4 protein-coding genes and 1 other RNA gene are annotated in these 4983 nt (G+C 72.3%); 2 read left to right on the forward strand and 3 right to left on the reverse strand.

Features of this window, described 5'->3' with window-relative positions; all coding sequences use genetic code 11:
* Both ABYE80_RS17010 and ABYE80_RS17015 read right to left on the reverse strand, forming a co-directional pair.
* The coding region (locus ABYE80_RS17010) for a hydantoinase/oxoprolinase family protein (protein WP_372791497.1) at positions 1-1568 on the reverse strand (1568 nt) is incomplete at its 3' end.
* 290 nt (positions 1569-1858) lie between these two features.
* Positions 1859-2452, reverse strand: a complete 594-nt coding sequence (locus ABYE80_RS17015) for a TetR/AcrR family transcriptional regulator (protein WP_372791498.1) — start codon at positions 2450-2452, stop codon at positions 1859-1861.
* A gap of 171 nt (positions 2453-2623) precedes the next feature.
* On the opposite strand from ABYE80_RS17015, the gene ABYE80_RS17020 reads away from it, so the two are divergent.
* Positions 2624-4081, forward strand: coding sequence for a hypothetical protein (locus ABYE80_RS17020; RefSeq protein ID WP_372791499.1), 1458 nt, complete (start codon positions 2624-2626; stop codon positions 4079-4081).
* 11 nt (positions 4082-4092) lie between these two features.
* Here ABYE80_RS17020 and ffs read toward each other — a convergent pair.
* An RNA gene (ffs, locus tag ABYE80_RS17025) (signal recognition particle sRNA large type) lies at positions 4093-4363 on the reverse strand.
* A 76-nt stretch (positions 4364-4439) separates the two neighbouring features.
* Between ffs and ABYE80_RS17030 the strand changes: the two genes are divergently transcribed.
* Positions 4440-4983 (forward strand): extracellular solute-binding protein (locus ABYE80_RS17030; RefSeq protein WP_372791500.1); only part of this gene is annotated, 544 nt, incomplete at its 3' end.

Below are 4983 nucleotides of genomic sequence, written 5' to 3' on the forward strand. Positions count from 1 at the left end.
GCCTCCACGACCAGCGTGCTGGAGCCGTTGCTCCCGACGGTCCGGACGTCGAGCGTCACGTCGTCGGCGCCGAACCCCTCACCGCGCATGTCCCGCAGGGCCCGGGCGCGCAGCGCGTCCTCGTCGCCGACAGCGCCCTCGTACAGGTGACGGACGTCGGCGGTCGAAGCGCCGAAGGCGCTGAACACCGGGCTGAAGGGAAACGTCAGGACCTCCTGGATGCCGGCGTGCGCGGCGATGCCGGCAGCGTGCGTCGCTCCGTTGCCACCGAACGCGAGCGCCACGACGTCCGCGGGTTCGACTCCGGCACGTCGCAGATCGGCGGCGAGCTCGGCGCCCATCGTGGCGTGCACGGTCGTGCGGACCCGCTGCGCGGCCTCGTGCGCGCTGCAGCCGAGCGCCTCTCCGAGCGTCGTCATCACCGCGAGCGCGGCGCCATGGTCGATGGTCATCGCGCCGCCGAGGAAGGCCTCGGGCCGGATGATGCCGAGCACGACGTCAGCGTCGGTCACCGTCGGCTGGACGCCGCCGAACCCGAAGCAGGCGGGTCCGGGCTTGGACCCTGCGCTCTGCGGGCCGACCTTCAGCTCACCGTCCTCGATGTGCGCGATCGACCCGCCGCCCGCCCCGAGCGTGCGGAGGTCGGTGAGCGGGAACGAGATCTCGATGCCCTCGATGTCGCCCCGCTCGCGCTGGGGGACCTGACCGTCGCGGACGATCGCCACGTCGAGGCTCGTGCCTCCCATGTCGAGCGTGACCAGGGTCTTCAGCCCGAGCGCCTGGGCGACGGCGGCGCCTCCGGCGACGCCGGCGGTCGGACCGGAGTTGTACGTCTTGGCCGCGATCGTCTTCGCGACGCGGCCGCAGCCGCCGTCGTTGTGGACCACCAGGAGCGGCCGGCGGTAGCCGTGGTCGCGCAGGTAGTCCTCGGCGCGGTAGAGGTAGTCGGCGACGGCGGGGTGGACGTACGCGTTGAACAGCGCGGTCGCAGCACGTCGGCGGGCGTCCGCGTCGGACGTGAGGTCGCCCGCGAGCACCAGCGGCACCGTGTCGAGGCACTGCCGCGGGTAGTGCTCACGGAAGACCTCCTGCACGCCACGCTCGCCCTCGGCGCCGCCGGTCTGGGCGCTGATCGAGCAGACGAGCCCGCGGGCGCTGTCGTCCAGCAGGGACCGGATCGCTCCGACCGTGCCGCTGCGGCTGCCGTCGCCGTTGCTCGCGGCCTCGGCGGTCGAGAGCGCGACCTTGCGGGTCATCCCCTCGTCGAGGAACAGCGCGGCACCGTCGGCGACGTCGGCGTCGTCCGTGAGCAGCCCGAGCTTCGGGCCGTTGCGCTGGATGACCGTGTTGGTGCCGACGGTCGTCGCGTACCGGACGGCTTCCGTCTGGGCGAGCATCGCCGTGACGTCCAGGTCCAGCGCGTCGGCCGCCGCCTCGATGACGTCGGCGAAGCAGACAGCCAGGTCGTGCGGGGTGGTGAGCACCTTGACCGCGTGTGAGATGCCGTCTCGGACGACAAAGCCGTCGGTGAACGTGCCACCGGTATCGATGTCCAACGTGATCGCCACGTGTGCGTCTCCTCCAAGAGCCCTGCGGGTCAGTGGCGGCACCGTACCAGACTACCGACAGCGTGTCGATAACTAACGTCGCAGCGTCGCTAGCTGCACGTCAGTCGTGCCGCCCGACCGCCACGAGGAGCGACTGGAGGGCGCTGCGGCGCAGCGCGAAGCACGCAGCGCGAAGCGCGAAGCGCGAAGCACGGCAGGCGGGGGACCACGGGCCGCGGCGGCGTCGCCGGGCCACGGACGATCCCGGCCGGCTGCCGTGGGGCGTGGCCTGCCCCCTCGGGCGGGTTGCCTCAGACGGTGGCCGACGGGTACAGCACGGGGATCCAGATCCCCTCGAGCGCGGTCGCGACCGATTCCGGCCGCGCGCCTTCCCCGGTCACGCGCTCGGTCATGTAGTTCACGTTGAGCAGGATCAGCGCCCGCGCGGTCTCGCCGGGATTTCGCACCGCCGTGATCCCGTCCCGCTTCTCCCGGCGCAGGAGCAGGGTGATGCGATCGATGTACTCCTGGACGATGCCACCACGGAAGAACTGCTGGGCGACCTCGTCGTGATGCGACGCCTCGTTCATGGCGGCGAGGACCGCGGCGTGCTGGGACCAGATCCGGACGACGGCGCGCAGTCCCTGGCGCAGCGCTGCGACACGGTCCGGGTTCTCCCCGCTGAGCCACGGCTCGGTGGCCGCGAACATCTCCCCCGCGATCCGGTCGACCAGCCGCATGACCAGCTCGTTGCGGTCGTTGAAGTAGGTGTAGAAGTTCGACCGCTTCATCGCGGTCCGCGCCATCACGTCGTCGACCGTCAGGTCGCGGAAGCGAACCTCCGAGAGAAGCGCCTCGGCCGCGTCGAGGATCTCCTGCTCGGCGACCTCGGGCTTCCGTCGCACTCGCTTCTGCTTTGTCGTCACTGTGTCGGTAACGATATCGGTGACGCCGGTCGCAGCGGGCCACCCGGCCCCACCCTCGGCCTGTGCCTCTCGTGAAGACATAGTGCTCACCAGTGCCACAGGCCCGGCGTCGACCCCGCCGCGGGCCCACCGGGTAGCGTCACGCCTCTCGTGCGCGCCCGCGTCACAGCCCTCCTGCCGGCGATGGTCGTGCCCCCCGCGCTCGCGGGCCTGCTCCTGCTGATCTTCCGCGGCGACGGCTTCCCCAACTACGACACGGAGTACGCGCTGGTCTGGGGCCGTGCGATCGCCGACGGGGTCGCGCCCGACACGAGCGCGTTCCTGTCCCCCACGCCGCACCCGCTGGTCAACGTCGTGGGGGCGTTCCTCGCCCTCGTCGACCCGGTGTCGGGCGCCGCGCCGCACGGCACCGCGAGCGAGTCGCTGGTGACCGCGGGCGCGTTCCTGTGGCTGGGCGTGCTGGGATTCCTGGTCTTCCGCCTCGGGCAGCAGTGGCTGGGGCTCGGTGCGGGACTCGTCGCGGCAGCCCTCGTGCTCACCCGCGAGCCGATCCTGTCGTTCGGGGTCCGCGCCTACGTCGACATCCCGTTCGTGTGCCTGGTGCTCGGCGCGCTGCTGCGCGAGTCCAGGCAACCCCGCGACGGCGTCGGCGTGCTGACCCTGCTGGCCCTCGCGGGCCTGATCAGGCCCGAGGCGTGGCTGTTCGCCGGCGCCTACCTCATCTACCTGTGGTGGCCCCGGCGATGGGCGACCCCGCGCCTGGCCGCGCTCGTCGCGCTCGCCGCCGCCGGTCCGGCGCTGTGGGCGCTGCACGACCTGCTCATCACGGGCGACCCCCTCTACTCGCTCACCGGGACCCGGGAGAACGCCGACGTCCTGCGGCGCGCGACGGGGTTCGACGACCTGCCGATCACCGGCTCGCGACGACTCGGCGAGATCACGCGGGAGCCGGTGCTCCTCGGGGCCGTGCTCGGGCTCGCCCTGGCGTGGCTGCGACTCCGGGACCGCCACGCGGTCCGCGCCGGCCTCGCCGCGCTCGTCGTGGCCGGCGGCGCGTTCGCCCTGCTCGCCGGCGCGGGCCTGCCGATCATCACCCGCTACCTGCTGCTGGAAGCGGTCCTGCTCGCCCTGCTGGCGGCCACCGCGCTGACGGCGTTCACGCAGCTCGCCCCGGGCGACCGACTGCGCCGGCCGGCCTACGCCGCGGCCCTCGCCGTCGCCACCGCCCTCGTCGCCTTCGGACCGGGCCAGCTCGACCGCATCGACCGGCTGCGCGACTCGATCACGATCCAGACCGCGATCCTCACCGACCTGCGTGACCTGACGCGGCAGCCCGGCGCGGTGCCGTGCGGCCCGCTCGCGGTGCCCAACCAGCGCCCCGTCCCCCAGCTCGCGCTGTGGCTGGACCTCGCCCCATCGAAGATCGTCGTGACGCAGCGGCAGGGGGCACCGGCCCGGGGCACGTACGCCAAGCCCGCCACCCCGCAGGCCGCGCGGCGCTTCGTGCTCGACCCGCGCGACGCGAACCTCGCGATCCCGGACCCGGCGCCCGGGAGCGCCCGCCGCGCGGCCAACGCCTCCTGGGTGACGTTCGCGCGCTGCGGCTGAGAAGAAGTGGACCGTGCACCCAGCCTCGAAGCTCGATCATCGGGCGCTTGTGTCGCTGCCGGCTCCGGTCCAGGAACCCCCGCTGCGCCCGCCGGGACTCGCTTAAGGCTGCTTCCTTCCGGACCTGACCTGGTTCACGAACCGTCGTCGCGCGGGACCCGGGCCATCAGCACCGCCAACGGCGAGCTCGACCCCGCTGACCTCACCCCTCAACCTGGGGATTCGGCCTCGCTAGAGCGGATTGCGAGCGACAGGGCACCGCTACCTCCCCGCCTAGCACGGTCCGCCGACCAGACTAGTGCATGCAGCGCGCCGGCCTTTCCCGACCTCGAGCGTAGGGTTTTGTTAGGTTGCCCTTATGCGCCGTCACACCAGGGTCCTGTCCGCCGCGCTCGCCGCGCTCACGATCAGCGCCCCCGCGCTGGCACTGAGCGCCTGCGGGAGCGACGACAGCGAGAAGCTGACCGTGTACTCGGGCCGCAACGAGAAGCTCGTCGGCGACCTGATCAAGGACTTCACCGAGCAGACCGGCATCGAGGTGAACGTGCGCTACGGCGACACGGCCGAGCTCGCGTCGACGATCCGCGAGGAGGGCGACAACTCGCCCGCCGACGTCTTCTTCTCGCAGGACGGCGGCGCGCTCGGTGCGCTGCAGAAGGACGGCCGGCTCGAGAAGCTGCCCCAGGCCGACCTGGACAAGGTCCCCGAGCGCTACCGCTCCGACGCAGGGAACTGGGTCGGGACCTCCGGCCGCTCGCGCGTCATCGCCTACGACAAGCGCGAGTTCACGGACGAGCAGGTTCCCGACAGCGTCTTCGACCTCACCGACCCGCAGTGGAAGGGCCGTGTCGGGTACGCGCCGACCAACGGCAGCTTCCAGGCGTTCGTCACCGCGATGCGCA

It is taken from the genome of Paraconexibacter sp., assembly GCF_041602235.1.
Classification (GTDB): domain Bacteria; phylum Actinomycetota; class Thermoleophilia; order Solirubrobacterales; family Solirubrobacteraceae; genus Paraconexibacter.